Annotated in this window: 13 protein-coding genes; 5 read left to right on the top strand and 8 right to left on the bottom strand. The window is 71.2% G+C overall.

The window, feature by feature from the left end:
* Positions 1-2 precede the first annotated feature (2 nt).
* The gene (eccCa, locus tag OU416_RS02175; RefSeq protein ID WP_270925073.1) at positions 3-3,971 is read right to left on the bottom strand and encodes a type VII secretion protein EccCa; all 3,969 of its coding nucleotides are present in this window, start codon (positions 3,969-3,971) and stop codon (positions 3-5) included.
* A gap of 329 nt (positions 3,972-4,300) precedes the next feature.
* Between eccCa and OU416_RS02170 the strand changes: the two genes are divergently transcribed.
* The 4 genes from OU416_RS02170 (at position 4,301) to OU416_RS02155 (ending at position 7,573) form a co-directional block, all read left to right on the top strand.
* Positions 4,301-4,891 (top strand): WXG100 family type VII secretion target, encoded by a 591-nt coding sequence (locus OU416_RS02170; protein WP_270925072.1) that lies wholly within the window; start codon positions 4,301-4,303, stop codon positions 4,889-4,891.
* Between the two features lie 16 nt (positions 4,892-4,907).
* Entirely contained in the window at positions 4,908-5,216 is a 309-nt protein-coding gene (locus tag OU416_RS02165) for a YbaB/EbfC family nucleoid-associated protein (RefSeq protein WP_270925071.1), read from the top strand.
* Entirely contained in the window at positions 5,216-6,565 is a 1,350-nt protein-coding gene (gene eccD / locus OU416_RS02160) for a type VII secretion integral membrane protein EccD (protein WP_270925070.1), read from the top strand. The genes OU416_RS02165 and eccD overlap by 1 nt, the downstream gene beginning before the upstream one ends.
* A gap of 111 nt (positions 6,566-6,676) precedes the next feature.
* Positions 6,677-7,573, top strand: coding sequence for a hypothetical protein (locus tag OU416_RS02155; RefSeq protein ID WP_270925069.1), 897 nt, complete (start codon positions 6,677-6,679; stop codon positions 7,571-7,573).
* Between the two features lie 99 nt (positions 7,574-7,672).
* Here OU416_RS02155 and OU416_RS02150 read toward each other — a convergent pair whose 3' ends face one another.
* The 7 genes from OU416_RS02150 to OU416_RS02120 all read right to left on the bottom strand — a co-directional run bounded on the left by OU416_RS02150 (position 7,673) and on the right by OU416_RS02120 (position 16,743).
* A complete protein-coding gene (locus tag OU416_RS02150) occupies positions 7,673-8,080 on the bottom strand; it encodes an SMI1/KNR4 family protein (protein WP_270925068.1) in 408 nt (135 codons plus the stop codon).
* A gap of 131 nt (positions 8,081-8,211) precedes the next feature.
* Positions 8,212-10,347: a TerD family protein gene (locus OU416_RS02145; RefSeq protein ID WP_270925067.1), complete on the bottom strand. Its 2,136-nt coding sequence runs from the start codon at positions 10,345-10,347 to the stop codon at positions 8,212-8,214.
* Positions 10,348-10,354: 7 nt separating this feature from the next.
* The gene (locus OU416_RS02140) at positions 10,355-11,011 is read right to left on the bottom strand and encodes a hypothetical protein (RefSeq protein WP_270925066.1); all 657 of its coding nucleotides are present in this window, start codon (positions 11,009-11,011) and stop codon (positions 10,355-10,357) included.
* Positions 11,008-11,172 (bottom strand): hypothetical protein, encoded by a 165-nt coding sequence (locus tag OU416_RS02135; protein ID WP_270925065.1) that lies wholly within the window; start codon positions 11,170-11,172, stop codon positions 11,008-11,010. Before OU416_RS02135 ends, OU416_RS02140 begins: the two co-directional genes overlap by 4 nt.
* 8 nt (positions 11,173-11,180) lie before the next feature.
* Positions 11,181-11,915 (bottom strand): SHOCT domain-containing protein, encoded by a 735-nt coding sequence (locus tag OU416_RS02130; protein ID WP_270925064.1) that lies wholly within the window; start codon positions 11,913-11,915, stop codon positions 11,181-11,183.
* Positions 11,916-12,019: 104 nt separating this feature from the next.
* Positions 12,020-14,830 carry a coiled-coil domain-containing protein gene (locus OU416_RS02125; protein WP_270925063.1) on the bottom strand — a complete coding sequence of 937 codons (2,811 nt, stop codon included), beginning with the start codon at positions 14,828-14,830 and terminating at the stop codon, positions 12,020-12,022.
* Between the two features lie 44 nt (positions 14,831-14,874).
* Positions 14,875-16,743: an HSP90 family protein gene (locus OU416_RS02120; RefSeq protein WP_270925062.1), complete on the bottom strand. Its 1,869-nt coding sequence runs from the start codon at positions 16,741-16,743 to the stop codon at positions 14,875-14,877.
* Between the two features lie 386 nt (positions 16,744-17,129).
* Between OU416_RS02120 and OU416_RS02115 the strand changes: the two genes are divergently transcribed.
* Positions 17,130-17,429, top strand: a complete 300-nt coding sequence (locus OU416_RS02115; protein WP_270925061.1) for a barstar family protein — start codon at positions 17,130-17,132, stop codon at positions 17,427-17,429.
* Positions 17,430-17,540: the final 111 nt, after the last annotated feature.

Raw genomic sequence — 17,540 nt, 5'->3', positions numbered from 1 at the left:
CGTCACACGGCAGAACTGACGTCGTCGGCGACGGCACTTGTGCCCGCACCGAACGGGGTCCAGGCGACCTGGACGAGTTCGTTCGCGGCTCGGCGGCGCACCAGCACGCCGCGTCCCGGTGGCTGCTTGCCCGGGCGGACGTCGCCGAGCAGCGCGCCTTCGTCGCGGCTGCCCGACATCACCAGTCCTGGTGAGCCCAGTTCACGGATCCGCTGGACCACCGGGTCGAACATGGCTCGTGCCGCGCCGCCGCTGCCGCGGGCCAGCACCAGGTGCAGGCCGATGTCGCGGGCGTGCGGCAGCAGGTCGAGCAGCGGCAGCAGCGGGTGGGTGACCTTGCCCGGTGAGGCGACGAGTTCGTAGTCGTCGACGAGCAGGAACAGTTCGCGGCCCTGCCACCAGTCGCGGCGGCGCAGCTGCTCGGGGGTGATGTCGGGGCCGGGCAGTCGTTCCCGCATGGCTTGGGCGACTTGGGCGACGGCGTCGTCGAGCGCCGGTTCGGATCCGGCGTAGCCGAGCAGGTGTTCTTCGCCGATGGCGCCGAGCAGGCCGCGCCGGTAGTCGACCGCGATGATCCGGGCTTCTTCGGGGGTGTACTGGCGGGTGATGCCGTGCGCGATGCTGCGCAGCAGCGCGGTCTTGCCGCTCTCCACGTCGGCGAAGGCGATGAAGTGCGGTTCGGTGGCGAAGTCCAGGTACACCGGTTGCAGGTCGGATTCGGCCAGGCCCAGCGGGATGGCGCGCCCGGCGGGCAGCGGCAGTTCGCCGGCGGCGATCTGGCGCGGCAGCAGCCGCACGCGCGGCGCCGGGGTGCCCGGCCAGGCTTGGCCGACCCTGGCGACCAGTTCGGAGGTGCCCGCGGCCAGCGTTTCCGGGCGCTGGTCGCCGTCGGCTCGGGGCAGCGCGGTGAGCATGTGGAGCTTGTCCACCGTCAGTCCCCTGCCTGGCGCGCCGGCGGGGACGTTCTGCGCGGCGCGGCGGTCGATCATCGAGTCGCTCGGGTCGCCGAGGCGCAGTTCGATGCGGGTGCCCATGCTGTCGCGCAGCGGGGTCGGCAGGTTCAGCCACCAGGTGGTGGAGATGATCACGTGGATGCCGAAGCCGAGCCCGCGGGTGGCCAGCCGGATCAGCGGGTCTTCCAGCGAGGAGAACTCCTGGCGCACCGTCGCCCAGTCGTCGACGACGACGAACACGTCGCCGAACTCGCGTCCTGAGCCGCCGCCTTCGGTGAATTCGGCGCGCCGCTGCCGGAAGGTCTGGATGGAGTCGATGCCGTGCTCGGCGAAGAACGCCTCCCGCTGGTCCAGCAGCGTGGTGGCTTCGGCGACGATGCGCCGGCAGCGCTCCTCGTCGCGGCGCGCGGCGTGGCCGCTGACGTGCGGCAGGCCGGCGACGGCGGCCAGCGCGCCGCCGCCCATGTCGAGCAGGAAGAACTGCACTTCCGCCGGGGTGTGGGTGAGGGCGAGGGAGGCGATCGCGCTGCGCAGGAAGGTGCTCTTGCCGCTCTGCGGGGCACCGATCAGCAGGGCGTTGCCCGCGGCGCCGGAGAAGTCCAGCCACAGCTGGTCCCGGCGCTGCTCGAACGGTTTGTCCACGGTGGCCACCGGGACGACCAGTCCCCCGTTGCCGCTCCAGCCCACCGGGCACAGTCCGCGTTCCGGGTCGAGCCCGAGGGCCGGGAGCAGCTGGTCGAGGGTCGGTGGTTCGTCCAGGGGCGGCAGCCAGATCCGGTGCGCGCTCGGCCCCTGCCCCACCAGGCGGTCGACCATCGCGCTCATGATGGTTTCGCCGGTGCTCTCGGCTTCGGGCAGCTGCGTCGGCCACACCACGGGCGGTGCCGGGTCTTCCGCGTGGTCGAGGCCGAAGGGGATGACCTGCCTGCCCGGTGCGGATTCCGGCACCGCACCGGCCGCGGCCCTGGCCGGGAGTTCACCGGAGACGTAGGCGGCTTTGAGGCGCTGCAGGGTGTCGGTGTCGCTCTTGAGGTAGGCCGAGCCGGGCACCGCGGGCAGGTGGTAGGCGTCCGGGACGCCGAGCACCGTGCGGCTTTCCGACGCGGAGAAGGTGCGCAGGCCGATCCGGTAGGACAGGTGCGCGTCGAGTCCGCGCAGGCGTCCTTCCTCCAGTCGCTGGGAGGCCAGCAGCAGGTGCACCGACAGGCTGCGCCCGAGGCGGCCGATCATCACGAACAGGTCGATGAACTCGGGTCGGCTGGAGAGCAGCTCGCTGAACTCGTCGATGATCACCAGCAGTGCGGGCAGCGGCGCGAGGTCGGCACCGGCTTCGCGGGCCTGCTCGTAGTCGCGCACCGAGGCGTAGTTGCCCGCGGTGCGCAGCAGTTCCTGGCGGCGGACCATCTCGCCGTGGATCGCATCGGCCATCCGGTCGACCAGCGCGAGGTCGTCGGAGAGGTTGGTGATCACCGCGCAGGTGTGCGGCAGTTCGCTCATCCCGGCGAAGGTCGCGCCGCCCTTGAAGTCGATCAGCGCGAGGTTCAGCGCTTCCGAGGAGTGCGTCACGGCCAGGCCGGTGACCAGGGTGCGGAGCAGTTCGCTCTTGCCGGATCCGGTCGCGCCGATCACCAGCCCGTGCGGGCCCATGCCGCCTTCGGCGGATTCCTTCAGGTCGATCTCCACCGGCAGCCCGTCGGGATCCAGCCCGAGCGGGACGCGCAGCCGCTCGCGGGCGCTGCGGGGCCGCCAGGTCACCGCGGGGTCGGTGTCCCGGGGGTCGCCGAGGCCCAGCAGGTCGGCCAGGCCGAACGTGGTGGACATCGGGGTTTCGGCGGCGGCCGAGCCGGGTGCGTGCCACGGGGCCATCGTGCGTGCCAGCGCCTCGGCGGAGGTGGTGCTCAGCTGGTCGGGTTCGCCGACGTAGCGGAACCCGACCTCGTCGTCGCTGCCGACCAGCATGCCCATCAGCCCGTCGGAGACGTGCAGGAACAGCGCGTTCGGGCGCACCGCGTCGGGTGGCAGCTCGGTCAGTTCGAGCACGGTGACGCCCTGGCGCTCGGCTTCCGGCGGGACGGGGCTGCCGTCGGAGATCACCAGCAGGTGCGGGCGGTCGGCGTCGGCCCTGGTGAAGGCCGGGCGTTCGGTGAAGTCCGGGCCGAGCAGTTCGACGAGCGCCGCGATGTCGGCTGCCGCCAGCCGGACCGGTCCGGCGGCGTCGGTTTCGGACTGGTCCTGGGCGTGCGGCAGCCACTTCGCCCAGTCCCAGTCCGCGCGGTTGCGCGCCGCCACGCACAGCGCCACGCGCAGGTCGGCGGGCGAGTGGAAGGTGGCCGCTTGGCCGATCACGGCCCTGGCCAGTTCGACGGCCTCGTCGCGGGCTCCGCTGATGGTGATGCGGGCGTAGCCGCGCAGCGCGATGGCCACCGGCAGGTCGGGCACCGTCGAGTAGGTGCGGATGAAGTGCCGCAGCGAGGTGGAGGCGACCGGGTCGAGGTCTTCCAGCGGTGCGGTCTGCGGCGCGCGCAGCGGGGTGGCCAGCTGCTGGGGGCCGAGTCCGATGCGCACCTGGCCGAAGTGCGCGTCGGTCCGGCGCCGCTCCCAGCGCCGCTGGGTGGGCACGATGGTCCACAGGTCTTCGGGTTCGGGCTGGGTGAACAGCAGCGCGGCCCGCTGGGCCTCGGCGGTTTCGCGCACCTGCTTGCGCAGCCCGGCGAGGTAGCGCTGGTAGTCCCGGCGCTCCTCGTTGATCTTGGCCTTGGCCGACTGCCTGCCGCCCGCTACCGACATGGTGATCATGCCGATCATCACGACCACGAACAGGCCGCCGAAGATGTAGGTCATCGGACCGCCGGATCGTCCGATGTAGACGAACGACATGGCGCCCATGCCCAGCATCATCGGCACCATGAACATCATCTGCATCCAGGACTGGCTGCCGCCGCCCTTGGCCACGCCGGGCGGGGCCTGCAGCACGATCTGCTCGGGCGCGCGGTCGCGCAGCGCCGGTTGGGTCCGCATCGAGTACTTCCGCCTCCACTTCGGGGTGAGAGCCTGTCGGCGGATGCAGTCCGCGTTGTGATGAGCGGCGGCAGCCGCTCGCACCCACTGAGCGGTCGCCCGCCACTGGGTGGCTCTCTGAGCGAGGACGGCCCCTACGCCGTGCATTGGACGGGGCACGCAGTCCGGGGCAGCACTCAGGTTCCGCCGAGTGACCACGCACGCAGACCGGCCACCAACAGGTTCTAACACCTGAAGTGTCGTCATCGCGGCATCCGCGCAGGTGGGTACTTTTGCCGTCCATCCGCCGACCGCGTCCGCCCTACGCTCGCGGGGAATGGAGGTGCGGCATGGACACCAGTCTGGTCACCGCGATCATCAGGGCAGGCCTGACGCTGCTCACCCAAGCGGTCAGCGACGTCACCGGCGACCCGGGTGAACTGCGGTCCAAGGCCAGGGATTGCGCGCAGTGCGCCCAGCAGGTGGGCGCGGCGGCGGGAGCGACGAACCAGGTCGTGACCCAGTTGGGCGAGACCTGGAACGGGCGGGGCTACGACGCGTGCCGGCAGAAGTCGGACGGTTTCGTCGACCAGTTGACCAACGTCCTGAAGGTGGCGCTGGAGAAGGAGAGCCAGCGGCTCACCGCGGCCTCCGACGCGCTGGTGCAGGCCCGCGGCACGGCGCAGCAGCAGAAGACCGATTTCCTGCAGAAGGCGATGGAGGTCGTGCAGCGCATGATGGACGGCATCCGGGCCGCGCAGGGCATGAGCTCGCCGTGGCGGGAGGCGGCCATCGCGCTGGCCATCATGAACGCGGTCATGCAGGCGATGCAGCTCAAGCAGCAGTTCGAAGCTTCCGCCGAGCAGAACAAGAACGCGCTCAGCCAGACCCTGTCCAACCTGTTCGCCGACAGCGGCATGCCCGCCGCGGTCGCCGCCTGAACGCGGAAGCGCACCGATGAACGCTGATCTTCCCGAGATGACCGATCTGCTGCAGCGGATGCAGCACCAGCAGGCGGAGATCGACCGCATTCGCCGGGACATCGACTCCTCGCTGGTCTCCGGCTGCTCGCGCGACAACGAGGTGACCGCCACCGTGCGCGGCACCGGCCGGTTCACCGAGATCGCGATCGACCCGGAGGCCTTGCGCCGCTACGACGCCCGCGACATCGGCGAAATGGTCGCCGAGGCGGCCAACGACGCGCTGGAGCAGCTGGCCAAGACCGCCGAGCAGCGGCTCACGCCGGTGCTCGGCGAGCTCGGCTGATGGCGGCACCGCGGCGGGTCACCGTGGTCTCCCCCGGTTCCCGGGTGGACGTCGCGCTGCCGCTGGAGTGCACGGTGGCCGAGCTGATCCCGCAGCTGGTGCGGCTCAGCGGGACGCCACCGCGGTCGGAGCAGCACCCGGGCTGGGTGCTGGCCCGCCTCGGCGGCGCTCCGCTGGCGCCGGGGCTGACGGTGTCGGCGACGCTGATGCAGGACGGGGAGATCCTGTCCCTGCAGCCCCGCCCGAGCCGGGAGGCACCGCTGGTCTTCGACGACGCGGTGGACGCGATCGCCGGTGCGGCGCAGACCCGCGCCGGCCCGTGGCGCCCGCGGACCGGGCGGCGGGTCAGCCTGCTGGCGGCTCTCGCGCTGTTCACCGGGGCGACCGCGTTCGTCGCCGGAGCGCTTAGCGGCGGCGTGCTGGCGCCGCTGTCGTGCGCGCTGATCGCGGTGGCGCTGGTGGCTTCCGGCGGTGCGCTGTCGCGGGCTCGCGGCGACGTGGACGCCGCGACGGCGACCGCCGCGGCCGGCGTCCCGGCGGCGCTGCTGGCCGGTGCCACCGCGCTGCCGCCGCACACCCTGGTGGGTTCGCTTCCGCTCGGGCTCGCCGCGGTCACCGTCTACGCCACCGCGGCGGCGATGCTGGTCTACCGGTTCACCTGGTTCGCGCCGATCATCGCCGCCTCGGCGCTCGGCGCGGCGATCACCGCCTGCGTCCCGCTGTTCGACCTGCCCGGCCCCCGGATCGCGGCGGTGGCGGTGGCGCTGACCGCGGCGCTGACCGCGGCCGCGCCGATGATCTCGCTGCGGCTGGCCAGGCTGCCGATGCCCAAGGTGCCCGCGGACATGGATTCGTTCCGCGCCGACGAGCAGCCCACGCTCGGCTCCGCGGTGCTCGGCCCGACGACGACGGCCACCCACATCCTGACCGGCCTGGTCACCGCGCTCGGCATCGTGACGGCGGGCTGCTGCCTGGTGCTGCTCGGCGATCCGTCACCGTGGGCGCCGGTCCTGGTCGCGGTGGTGGCCATCGCCTGGCTGCTGCGCTCCCGCTCCTACGCGGGCACCGCGCAGCGGGTGGCGACGATCGTCATCGGCCTGGTCCTGCTGATCGGCCTGAGCACCCGTCTGCTGTCCACGCTGGACGCCGACTGGCTGCTCGCGGTGGGCGCGGGAACCGCGCTGGCCGGGGTGGCCTGCCTGTACTACGCCGGGCGCGGCCCGAGCGCCGCTGCCCCGATCCGCGCCCGCTGGCTGGACCGCATCGAGTACCTGGTGCTGATCGCACTGATCCCCCTCGCCGCGGCGGTTCTGGACCTCTACAACACCATCCGCGACGCGGTCGGCTAGCCCGTTGCGCACCGCCCAGCCACCAGGGCGGTGCGCAACACCCACCCGGGCTCTCATCGCTTTCCCCCGGGACGATCGCACATCGAGTTGCAGCGCACGAGGATCGAACCAGTGGACCGGACGAATCTGACAGCGCCGATCGAGGGCGACTGGGTCGGCCTGGACCTGGAGCTGCCGCAGGCACCCCGACCGGGCCTGCGGCCGGAGGTCGCGAACGGGAACCAGGTGGTCCTGTCGCAGGGGCCGGATGCGGTGCTCTTCGCCGCGGTCGACGATGACCGGGGCGGCGTCGAGTACTCCCGCACGGACCACTACCGATCACCCATCGCCCCGTTGCGCACCACCGAGGTGCGCGCGGTCGCCGAGGGAGGGGCACCGTCCTGGTACGCCCGCTGGGCGCATCGCTTCGCCGACTCCCTGGGCTCCTCCCCTCTCGGCCCGCTCCACGAGGGGCGGTGGGTGCTCTCCCGTCAGCTCGTCCGGGAAGGGATGACGCGGACTGGAGGCGGGCCGGCCCGCGAATGGCGCTCCCGGCTGCTCGACGATCACCCGGGCGGCTACATCGACTGGTTCACCGGCTCATGGGGGATCATGCCGCTTCGGCAGCTGCCAACGCCCGACGACGGCAGGGTGAAGGCCTACCGGAAGCAAGCGCGGGAGGGCATCCTGCCGCCCGTGCTGCTCTGGTGGTTCAGCGGACTCCACTGCTACGCGATCCTGGACGGCCACGCCCGCCTCATCGCCGCCATCGCCGAGAACCGGGAGCCGCCGGTACTGGTCCTCTTCCGCGCACCATCCGAGGAGCAGACCAGGGCCGCGACGGACAAGGCCCTGGCGACCTATCGCGGAACGATGTCCATCCTGGACGGTCCGCATCCGGTGGCGGATCGCCGAGGCGCGGCCCGGGCTGCGAGCCACCTGCTCGCTGCGCAGCTGCACGATCTCAAGGTCGGCTACGCACCCACTCGCGCATGGCCGATGCCCCCGGTGCGGACGCCGACCCGTTGAAGGCGGAGGCCGACTCTCCGGTGCGCGGCTTTCGGGGTGCCGAACCAGCCGCCTCGACCAGTTCGGCCCGCAACGCGGCCGTCCGTTGCGCAGCACCTGTCAGCTCAGGTCGACGTCCAGGATCCGGAGGAACTCCGCGACGGTCAGGTCCAGCGGCTCGCGTTCTCCTCCGTCGGCCAGGAGCAGGTCGACCTCGCCGTAGCGCCCGTCGGTGAGCTGCAGCATGAACTGGTTCCCGCCTGCGTCGTAGCAGAAGGGCACCTCGTCGACGCAGCCGTCGTGGCGCAACTCCATGTCGTCGACCAACCGCTCCACGGGAAGCGTTCCGCGGCTGATCGGGTTGAACCCGTGCACGCCCAGCGAGTTCTCCGAGCTTTCGGGAACCCAGCCGCCGTTGTTCATCCGGTAGTGGTCTTTGAAGGCGTCCGGCAGGATCCGCTCCAGGAAGCGCTCGAAGGCGTCGAATTCCTCGTCGGTGACCGGCTTCTCGGTGTGCTCCAGTCGCATTCCCGTCCCCCGCCAGATGCACTGATGGCCTGTCCCTCGGGACAGGCCATCAGTCTGCGCATGACGCGAGGAGAGCGGAAGAACTAGGAATCTATGGTGATCAGAAGGAAGTTCCCCATGGCCTCGCGAGATCAGGATACCAGACCGTCCGGTGTGATCGCGGTCGAACCGGCGGGCAGGCCGTCGGGCCGGTGCAGCCCGAGGAAGGTGACCGGTCCGTCCAGCTCGGCCGCCGGGTCCCAGGTGGTGACCGACCCGCACTTCCCGCGCCACAGCTCGACCAGGTGGCGCACCGTCAGGTACTCGCGCTGCACCAGGGCCTGGGCCAGCGCACCGGTGGCGAAGTTGTTGTTCTCCAGCTGGTTGAAGATGCGGTCGCTCTCCAGGTACAGGTGCAGCCAGGTCGCCGTCCACGTCCCGTCCGCCCCGCGCGCGAACACGACCGGCAGTGCGATGCGGCCGGAGCCGCGCATGTCCGAGCGCGTCCGCACGGTGCGCGCGTCGAAGGGTGCGCCGGCTTGCGCGCGGTCGCGGGTCATCCAGCCGAACATCGACTCGGCGACCTGGTTGAAGTTCTCGCCGCTGAAGATGTCGACCTCCGGCACCACGTAGGCGGCGTCGACCGAGCCCAGCGGGATGTCGATGAACTCCGTCGCACCACCCGGCGCCGAGGTGAGGTCCCCGGAGTGCACCACCGCATCGTCGGTGAGGCGGGTCCACGAAACGTGCCCGAGGTAGCCGAACTCCGCGTCGAGGAGCTGTCCGCCCAGGTCGAAGTCGGTGTCCTCGCGGGTCTGCCGCCAGTAGGTGAAGAACCGGAGCAGCTCCCCGTCGATCTTGCTGCGGGAGCCGCGCGGCAGCACTCCGAACCCGTCCTCGCTCGCCGCACCGGACAGCGGCAGCGCCACGTCCAGCACTGCCGGGTCGACCACCAGCCGTTCGGCCTCGGGCAGCCGGGTGCGCAGTTCGGCGTCGATCAGGGCGCTCGCCCGCTCGATCACCTCGCGCGGGAGCGGCGCCCGCGCGTCCGGGGTGACCCATGCCCGGCGGGCGCGGTTGACGAACACCCGGTGTCCGCCGACCGTGCTGCGGTTGAGGAGGTGTTCGCGCACCGAGCACAGCACGCGCCCGGAGACGGCTCCGAGCACCTTCGCCATGGCGTCCAGCACCGCGTCCGGTTCGGCGGCCTGGCGGAACAACCGGTCCAGCGACCGCATGAACAGCCCGGGCGCTTCGGACAGGACCGCGACGGCAGCGGGGATGTCCCCGGCGGCGAACGCCAGCTCCGCCCGGCCGGTCAGCGACTTCGCGGTCCGCTGGCCGCGCGCGACGGCGAACACGTCCTGCGCGCCGGGGAACTTCGGGTGCTCGTGCGGGTGCAGCCGCTCGCCGAGCCGCTTGAACCGCTCCGCCCAGCGGACGATGTCGCCGAGCTTGCCCTCGTTGCCGGTCACGACCTCGTCCAGCGCGGCCAGCAGGACCCGCCGCTCGCGCCGGGTGAAGCTGCGGAACCGGGTCGGTTCGACCAGCGTCACGTCTCCACCGCTGGCCTGGCACGCCGTGCGCAGCACGTCCACCACGGTGTCGACTTCGAGCAGCGGGAGTCCTGCCGCCAGCCGCACGGCGTTGATCACGGCCCGGTTCTCCCGCACCGGAATGCTCTCCGGCGGCGCGTAGTGCCCGGTCAGCTCGGCGAGCAGCTCGCGGTCGGTCTCCCGCAGCGGTGTCGTGGACCCGGCCAGCGCCAGGTGCAGCGCGCGGGCCTCGTCGTCGAACGAATCGCCCAGGTGCACGATCGTGACGCGGTCCTTGACCGAGGGGATCAGCTCGTCGTGCGCGGCCAGCATCTCGGCGTAGGTGTGCTGGTAGCGGCCGTAGCTCGGGAGGTCCAGCAGGCCGACCAGCCTGGTGCTGAGCAGACCGAGCAGTTCGGCGTCGGTCGCATCGCCCGGGGTGAACGCGTCCCGCAGGCAGCTCACCCAGAACTCCACGGTGTCCGGCACGCCGTTCGGGAAGTCGATGAAGTACGGGTTGTGCCGCACGTGGTCGCCGACCAGCTCGCGCACCGCCCCGACCACCTGCGCGGCCAGGGCCGCGGCCGCGCCCGGCTCCAGTCCGGACACGTGTTCCAGCAGGTCGCGCGAGGCTTTGAACCCGGCCCTCACCAGGACGGAGTCCAGCTGCCGCGCGGCGGCGGAACCATCCCCCGTCGGCGCCGTGCTGCGGGGCACGCGCAGCGTCCGCTGGATGATCTGCTGTTCGAGCACGGGACTCCTAGGTTCCTCGGGCCGGGATCTGGGCGACCCGGGTTCGCTCGTCGGGTCCGATCCAGACGAACGCGGGTGCGCCGATCTCCGGGACCTCGTGGTGCGGCAGGTTGATGCCGGGTGACAGCGCCACGACCGACATCCGGTTTCCGGGCGGCCATTCGCAGGCGACGTCGACGACCAGCCTGCTGACCCTGCGGTACCTGGTGGGCTTGCCGCGGATGCCCGCTACGGTACCGCGCACCTGGACGGCCTCAGCGCGGAACGCCTCGTAGGCGTCGGCGAACCGGGATGCGGTGAAGCTCCGGACCGTCCTGTCGAAGTAGTCCTTCCAGGCCGGTGCCAGGAAGACCCACGGGAAAACCGTCCAGAGCACGTTCCAGTACCACGGGAAGAAATCCTCGTCGTCCCACGCGTTCACGGTGACCAGGCGTACCGCGAGCGCGCTGATGACGATCAGGAGCAGGCCGGTCAGGACGGGCTGCTTGACCGTCTTGAAGCTGCCGGTGATCAGCTCGGGGTTCTTCGGCAGCTGCGCGGGCTCGCCGATGCTGGAGACCACGCGGACTCGCGCCCCGCGCTGGACGAGGCGCTTCGCGGCGTTGAAATCCTTCGGCGCGGCAAGCGTTCCCGCCGCCTGGCGCTGCTGCTCACCGGCGCTCATGCCCACCGCTCCAGGGTTCGCTTTTCCGGGTCGGCGAGCACCGACGCCAGGAACCCGGGTGCGCTCTCGCCGTCGAGCTCAGCGACGATCGCGGCCTTCTCGTCGTCTTCCGGCTCCAACGCGCGGTACCGCTCGATGAGTCTTCCGGCCCGGTCCACCACGTGCACCCCTAGCCCAGCAGTCGTTGTTTGGCCTTCTGGTACTCCTCGTCGCTGAGCGCGCCGCTGGAGTGCAACTCCGCGAGCCTCGCCAAGGAATCCACGACGTCCGCACCGGGCTCCGGCGGTTCGGCGACTCCCGATGCGATCTGCACGACCTTGGTCTGCTGGTCCGGTCCGATCCAGACGTGCGCGGGCGCGCCGACCTTCGGCACCTCGGTCTGCAGCAGGCTGATCTGCGTGGTGAGCACCACGAGCGGGCCTTGCGCGCCGCACCCGATCTCCGCGGCCAACCTGATCACCCGGCCGCTCTCGCTGGTCATCACGTGCACGTTCTCGACGGTGCCCGCGACGCGGACCGCCCGGGCCCGGAACTCCTCGAAGCCCGCGGCGAACCTGCGGGCGTAGGCCTGCCGCCGGAGCGACTTGGCGTAGCCGAGCCAGACCGGGGTCAGGAAGAACCACGGGAACAGCGTCCAGAGCACGTTCCAGAACGGCGGGAAGAAGCCCTCGTCGTCCCAGGCGTTGAACGTGATGACGTACACCGCGAGCACGCTCACCGCGCACAGCACGACACCGCCCAGGAACTGCTTGCCGGGTGAGGAGATCGCACCGACGACCGCCTCGGGATCCGGCTCCAGCCGGGATGCGTCGGAGTCCCCGGTGACCACGCGCAGGCGGGCATTCTTGTCGGCACGTTTGGCCAGCGCGAAGAAGTCCTCCGTCGAGGCAAGGTACTTGGGCATGGACTGATCCTAACCACACGCCAAACTCGTTGGCCATCTGGCACTTTCAAGATCCACTGTGGACGCGGGGTACCTCCCGCCGGCCGGGAGGCACCCCGCGGTCATCACTCGGCGACCGCGGCGCGGACCTCGGCGGCTTCAGCCGTGCGTCCGAGCTTCTCCAGCACCTCGCCGAACTCCAGCGACACCCCGGTGTGCGCCTGGCTGCCCACCGGAAGCCGCTGCAGCGACTGCCGGTACAGCCCGACCGCCTCCTCCGCGCGCCCCTTGTCGTTGAGCACGCGGGCGGCCAGCAGCTCCGCCATCGCAGCCGAACCCGCGTCCCCGACGGCGGCGTAGCCGTCGGCTGCGGTCAGCGCGAACGGGACCGCTTCCTCCTCGCGGCCCATCGCGGCCAGCGCGCGGGCCTTGGTGTCGGTCACGTCGGCGACGAACCACTCCGGCGCGACGTCCCAGCCCTCCTCCGCCGCCCGGCCGGCTTCGATCGCCGCGTCGAGGTCGGCCAGCCCGGCCTCGCCCACGAACTTGATCTTGCTCTGCCCCAGCTGGTGCAGCGCCCGGGCGGCCTGTTCGGGCAGCTCGTGCGCGCGGGCCAGCCGCAGCATCGCCTCGAAGCTCTCGATGGCGTCCTCGTCGTCCACCGACACCAGCAGGTCGCCCAACGCCGAGTGCGCCCGGATCGCCAGCCCCACCAGCGCCTCCTCGCCGGATTCCTCCGCGACGTGCGCGACCTCGGTGAGCACCCGGTAGGCCGTGCCCAGCTCCTGCGCCTGGCGGGCGGCCACGGCCAGCCAGAACCGCGCCTCCAGGGCGAACGAGCCAGCCCCCTCGCTGCCCGCGAAGCCCGCCGCGGCCGCGTCCAGCGACTCCATCGCCAGGTCCGGCTCACCGGCCTGCAGCTGGAACCGGCCCAGCCAGAACCGGTTGGCGTTGACGAGGTCGGCGGTGTCGCCGAGTTCGGCGTGCCGCACCGCGATCTGCGCGCGGTTCACCGCCTCCGCGACATCGCCCAGATCGTCGAACAGGTGCGCCGCCAGCATCGCCGCGTACGACGCACCGGCCCGGTTGCCGATCGCGGTCTGCAGGTCCAGCAGTTCGTCGGCCACCCGGACACCGGTGGCGAAGTCGCTCATGCTGCCCGCGACCCGCGCCCGCAGCTCCAGCGCCTTGATCCGCGCGCTCCGGTCGGTCTCAGCGGCCAGCAGCGCATCCAGGGCGTCGATCGCGGGCTCCGTCTGGCCTTCCCGCAGCAGGACCTGCGCCAGCAGGAACCGGGCCGAGGTGAGCTGGTCCGGCGTGGCGAGCTCGACGGCCTGCCTGGCCGACAGCACCGCATCGGAGGTCTGGTCGCGGGCGGCCAGCAGCCCGCTCAGCGAGATCAGGACCTCCGCGCGGGTGGCCGGTTCGAGGTCCTCGCGGGCCAGCACCGCGCGCAGCCGGTCTTCGGCATCACCGGCGAACGGCGGGTACAGCGCCAGGCCGAGTTCTTCCTCGACGTCGGCCAGCTGCTGCTTGCCCAGGGCGCGCAGTGCCTCGGCGTGGGCCTTGACGGCCGCCTTCGCGCCGTCCCAGTCCTCCCGGTCCCGGCAGATCATCAGGACGGTGCGGTAGAACCGGGGCAGCAGCTCCGGCTCCGGCAGCTCGTCCATCTCGTCGAGCAGTGCCAGCGCCGCCGCCGGGTCCTCCTTGACCATGCTCTCCACCCGGATCAGGTCCAGGTAGTCCGCCGCGGTCTTCGGCGCGTCCTGCTCGGCGAGTTCGGTGGGCACGAACGTCTGCGTTTCGATCGGCAGGTCGTAGTGCTCGTCGGCCAGGGCCCGGGCGCGGGTGATCTGCCCGGCGTAGTGCTGGTTGCCGTTGCGCGTGTCGAAGGCTTCGGCGATCTCAGCGGCGACCCGCCACGATTCGGCGGCCAGCTCGGCAGCCGTGCGCAGCCGCGCCTCGACGCCGAAGACCGCTGCCACGTCGGGCATGTCGCTGCCCCGGACCTCGACCTCGCCGTGCCCGCTGCGAGTCACCGCGTCCAGCAGCACCCCGTAGGAGACCAGCGCGTGGAAGCGCTTGTACACGTCCAGCGGGTCGTTCGGCAGCTCGCCGATGTGCCGCTCCAGCAGCGACAGCCCGCGCACGGTGTTGCCCGTGACCGCGAGGAAGATCAGGTGGTCGGAGATGATGCCGAACCCGTCGGCGTTGGCCACCGCCGCGCGGTAGCTGCGGAAGTGGTGCCACTTGGCCTCGTCGGCACGGCCCGCGCGCAGCAGCGGCAGCAGGGCGTTGCCCTGCGCGCGCTCCGGCTCCGAGCCGCACGAGACGCGGTTCTCGATGATCTCGTCGAACAGCCGCAGCGCCGTCGCCTCGTCACCGGAGTCCCGGAAGTAGTCGGCGTCGTCGCTGCGGACGCACGCCTCGCAGTGGCTGTAGTTGTCGCGCGGCAGCGCCTCGCGGGCATCCCGGAAACCGGCCGCTTCCTCGAAGCGTCCCGCCGTGGTGGCGTTGGAGTACTTCGCCTGCCAGACGCCGGAGAGCCCGACACCGGCAGCGCGGTAGCGCCGCTCCATGTCGTCGAGGACCTGGTCGACCTGCTGCTGCGGGAACGCCGGGTTCAGCGCGACCGCCTCGGCCGTCCACTTGTAGTACCAGAGCAGGTCGTTGTCCTCGACCTCCAGCGGGAACCGCGCCGGGTCGGAGTCGTGCTGGCCCAGGCACCAGGAGAACGCGGTGAACATGGTGTCGCTGTCGCCGATCATCGACGCGCTGGCGATCTGCCGCATCCGCGCCTTGTAGAGCAGCTCCTCCTCGCCGGCGTCCTGGGCGAGCCGGACCGCGTCGGCGACCATCGCCGATTCCTCCGGCCCGTAGGGCATCATGTCGCTCTCGTCGAGCAGCCGCTCGATCTCGGTCACGGTGTCGGACATGCTTGATCTCCTCTTGGTCAAGTGGTGCGCGGCCTCGGCCGCGGTCAGCTCGCGACGCCGACGCTGAGCTGGATCAGGTCGCTCATCGCGGTGGTCATCACGGTTCGGTCGTTGCGGGACAGCGGCCGGTGCCCGGCCAGCAGGGCCTGGATGTAGACCAGCCGCACGCTGCGGTCGAAGACCAGCTGATCGTCCAGGTTGGCCAGCTGGCGGATCATCGGGTTCTGCCAGTTCAGGCACAGCTGCGCCGTGGTGCTGCGGGCGGTGCGGCCGGGCTTGCCCGCGGTGATCGCGTCCACCCCGCCCAGCACGTCGGCCCACACCGACGGCGCCGAGTCGCGCACCTCGGTGCGCTCGATCCGGCGGATGGCCGCGGCGTCGGCGACGTAGAGCGCGGTGACGTTGTCCGGCCGGAAGGAGCGCACCAGCGCGTCGCAGCCCAGCTCGGCCAGCACCGCCGCGGCCCGGCGCTCCAGGGCGCTGGTGCTGCTGCGGTCGTCCATCGGCGGCGGTGCGAGCTCGTCGAGGATCGAGCTGGCCTGGACCTGCTCGATCGTGACGTCGTCGATCAGCAGCGGCAGCCGCCGCAACAGGTCCGACTCGTAGGTGTAGCCGCCGTTGATCACCGGCTGGTCGGCCGGGACCACCGCCGCGATCTGCCGGAACTCGTCGACGGTCTCCACGAAGCGGACGTGGCGGGACTGGTCGAGGTAGTCGCGGACGGTCATCCGCCCGGCCGAGGTCTCCACGGTCAGCCACGGCAGCACCGCGGCGGCCAGGTCGTCGTCGTGCACCGCCATCGACTTCAGGCCCAGGTGGTGCACCGCGACGAACCGCTCGAACCGGGCCGGCCGGGTGGTGGCCTGCTGGACGATCCAGCGCCGCAACGCCTTCCCGATCTCCTCCCGGGTGTACTCCAGCGCCTCGTCGGCGACCAGCTGCTCCCGGGACGCCGTCGGCCGCAGGCCCTCGGTGTTGAGGACGCAGCGCACGAAGTAGGCCCACTCCGGCAGCAGTTCGGAGAGGTCCTCGCCCAGCAGCATCCGGCCGAGGTAGAGCTGCCCGCTGCGCCGGGCGCCCGGCGGCGGCGCGAACGGCAGCACGTAGGCCACGCCCTGCGTTCCGGTGGCCGGCACTGAGATCTCGATCGTCTCCAGTGGACGGTTGCCGGTCAGCTCCGCGCCGAACTCCGCCAGCGCCTCGGCCGCCGCGCGCTCGTCGGCGGGCCGCTCCTGCGGCAGGAACACCGCCGGTTCGTTGACCGCGTCCCAGGTCCGGTCGGCACGCCGCACGCGCACCTCCACCGGCAGGTACCGGCCGAAGCGGCGGGCCAGCGACAGCACCTTCGCCTCGGCGAGCAGGGCCGCGTCGTCCGGGCGCGGGGACAGCCGCACCTCGGTGCCGATCGCCAGCCCGGCCGCCTCGGCCTCGGTGAGCTCCCGGATCGAGAAGGTGCCGTCGGCCGAGCCGGTCCACTCCACCGGTGCGTGCCCGTGCACCGAGCGGCTGCGCACCACGATCCGGTCCGACACCATGAAGCAGCTCAGCAGGCCGATGCCGAACTGGCCCAGGTAGTCCTCGTCGCGGAGGTTGAGCACGTCGTCGCGCTTGGAGCTCTTGCCCACGGTGGCCAGCAACTCGCCCGCCTCGGCGGCGCCCAGCCCCTGCCCGGCATCGCGGAAGACGAACTCCTCCGGCGATTCCGGGAGCGTGCCGACCGGGAAGATCTCGATGCCGCCCCGGGTCTGCCCGCCGTCGGCCTTGGTGCGAGCGGCGATCGCGTCGCGCCCGTTCTGCAGCAGCTCGCGCAAGTAGACCTCGGCACCGGAGTAAATGTGCCTGCTCAGCAGATCGACGACTCCACCAAGGTCCACCTGGAACGGGCGCACAAGCGAACCCCCGGTGTTTTCCATCTGAATTCTCCCTCCGCACAACCTCACCACCGAGCATACGGGACGGCACTGACGACTCCACGATTCCCGGATGCTCGCGAGTAGTCGTACCACGCCCGCATCTGACCTGGTCAAGCAGTTTTTCGCGGTGCACCACCGACTAAAGAGGGTGGCCGGAAGCACCTTCGAGGACGATTCTCGAAGCGGTAACGAATTCATCACACAGCACTTTGAGAATGCGTTCGTGAAAAACGCGTCGGCAGAATTACCCGCAGAATCGAAACAGTGCGCACCGCGCGTTGATTGTCCGGCACGCTCCGTGCACATCGGACAGTGGCCCACCTCCACGCCAGCAGATCCCTCGACAGCGCGAGCAGCATTGAGCCCTGCTCCATACTCTGGCGGCCATGAGCGAGCAGGCAGGCCCGGGAACGTCGATGATCGTTGTGCTCTCCGAGGTCGAGACGCCGGGCCAGTTGCACCTCGTGCTGAAGCGCTCGTTCGGATTCCCGCACATGTACGGCATGAACTGGGACGCCTTCTGGGATGCGATCACCGGGCTGGTCGAACTTCCGGATGAGATCGCTTTCACCGGCTGGGCCCGCCTGGCGGAGAAACTGCCCCGCGACGCTGCGATCATGCGGGAGATCCTGGCCGGCTACCTGGCCGAACCATTCCACTCGCACAAGCACATCACCTTCGCGTGAGCCACCGGATACCGGGGAGACGCTCGCCGCGGAGGCGAGGACGAGCCGCGCCACCGCACAGCTTTGCCGGGAATGCGTTCGGGAGAACCGGAACAGCGGGCACCGCGCGTT

The sequence above is a fragment of the Saccharopolyspora indica genome, from assembly GCF_027853965.1.
In the GTDB taxonomy this organism is placed as follows: Bacteria; Actinomycetota; Actinomycetes; order Mycobacteriales; family Pseudonocardiaceae; genus Saccharopolyspora; species Saccharopolyspora indica.
Note: the sequence above shows the minus strand (reverse complement) of the source record. Positions and strands in the feature narration are given on the sequence as shown.

Excerpts from the sequence above, each read along its gene's own strand:
- eccCa (WP_270925073.1), bottom strand. The coding sequence starts at position 3,971 with ATGCGGACCCAACCGGCGCTGCGCGACCGCGCGCCCGAGCAGATCGTG.
- OU416_RS02170 (WP_270925072.1), top strand. The coding sequence starts at position 4,301 with ATGGACACCAGTCTGGTCACCGCGATCATCAGGGCAGGCCTGACGCTG.
- OU416_RS02165 (WP_270925071.1), top strand. The coding sequence starts at position 4,908 with ATGAACGCTGATCTTCCCGAGATGACCGATCTGCTGCAGCGGATGCAG.
- eccD (WP_270925070.1), top strand. The coding sequence starts at position 5,216 with ATGGCGGCACCGCGGCGGGTCACCGTGGTCTCCCCCGGTTCCCGGGTG.
- OU416_RS02150 (WP_270925068.1), bottom strand. The coding sequence starts at position 8,080 with ATGCGACTGGAGCACACCGAGAAGCCGGTCACCGACGAGGAATTCGAC.
- OU416_RS02140 (WP_270925066.1), bottom strand. The coding sequence starts at position 11,011 with ATGAGCGCCGGTGAGCAGCAGCGCCAGGCGGCGGGAACGCTTGCCGCG.
- OU416_RS02130 (WP_270925064.1), bottom strand. The coding sequence starts at position 11,915 with ATGCCCAAGTACCTTGCCTCGACGGAGGACTTCTTCGCGCTGGCCAAA.
- OU416_RS02125 (WP_270925063.1), bottom strand. The coding sequence starts at position 14,830 with ATGTCCGACACCGTGACCGAGATCGAGCGGCTGCTCGACGAGAGCGAC.
- OU416_RS02120 (WP_270925062.1), bottom strand. The coding sequence starts at position 16,743 with ATGGAAAACACCGGGGGTTCGCTTGTGCGCCCGTTCCAGGTGGACCTT.
- OU416_RS02115 (WP_270925061.1), top strand. The coding sequence starts at position 17,130 with ATGAGCGAGCAGGCAGGCCCGGGAACGTCGATGATCGTTGTGCTCTCC.